Source organism: Pauljensenia sp. UMB0895 (assembly GCF_030218905.1).
In the GTDB taxonomy this organism is placed as follows: domain Bacteria; phylum Actinomycetota; class Actinomycetes; order Actinomycetales; family Actinomycetaceae; genus Pauljensenia; species Pauljensenia turicensis_A.
The window spans coordinates 1-531 of the sequence record NZ_JASOQR010000011.1 but is presented as its reverse complement, the minus strand read 5'-3'; the positions used below and the strand labels follow the sequence as shown (position 1 = coordinate 531).

General features: G+C 60.1%; 2 protein-coding genes. Both read left to right on the top strand.

What is annotated here, in order from left to right; translation table 11 throughout:
- Positions 1 to 275, top strand: a 275-nt coding sequence (locus tag QP503_RS04535; protein ID WP_285101365.1) for a hypothetical protein, incomplete at its 5' end; no start/stop codon positions are given.
- Positions 276 to 531, top strand: a 256-nt coding sequence (locus tag QP503_RS04530) for a hypothetical protein (RefSeq protein ID WP_285101363.1), incomplete at its 3' end; no start/stop codon positions are given.

The following is a 531-nucleotide window of genomic DNA, read 5'->3' as shown; positions in this document are numbered from 1 at the left end:
GGATAAGACAGCAGAAACGTGACGCTGAACAGCAGGCGAAGCTCGCCGCCGAAGCCTACGCCGAAGCGGTGAAGGAAGAACCACCCCGCGTACTAGAAGAACTGAAACATACTGACGTGGTCGGCCCGTCTGGTCGCATTTTGATTGACGGGAAAGTGTGGAAAAACGTCTCAGGGACGTGGCTCAGCCCGTTTACGGCTGGCCCCGACCAGTACCCGCAAGGGTGGGCGCGCGACGACATCACGAGCGAAGAAAACAACGAAAGAGGCGAATAAATGAGCAGTCAACATTGGAACGGTGCGACAATCCCGACGGCGGGCGACCCGCTTTTGGAAGCGTGGCCAGCGTTCGCCGATAGTGTGGGGACGATCGCGAAGGCGGAGTCCGTGGCGTCAGCGCGGGCGATGCTAGATCGCGCTCAAACAACCGGGCACGCCCCCACCACAAGCAAACCCGCATACTTCGATATCGGCGGTATCTTGTACCGTTCGGACGGGGCAAAAACAGGCGGCGCGTGGGTGCTGTCGGTGA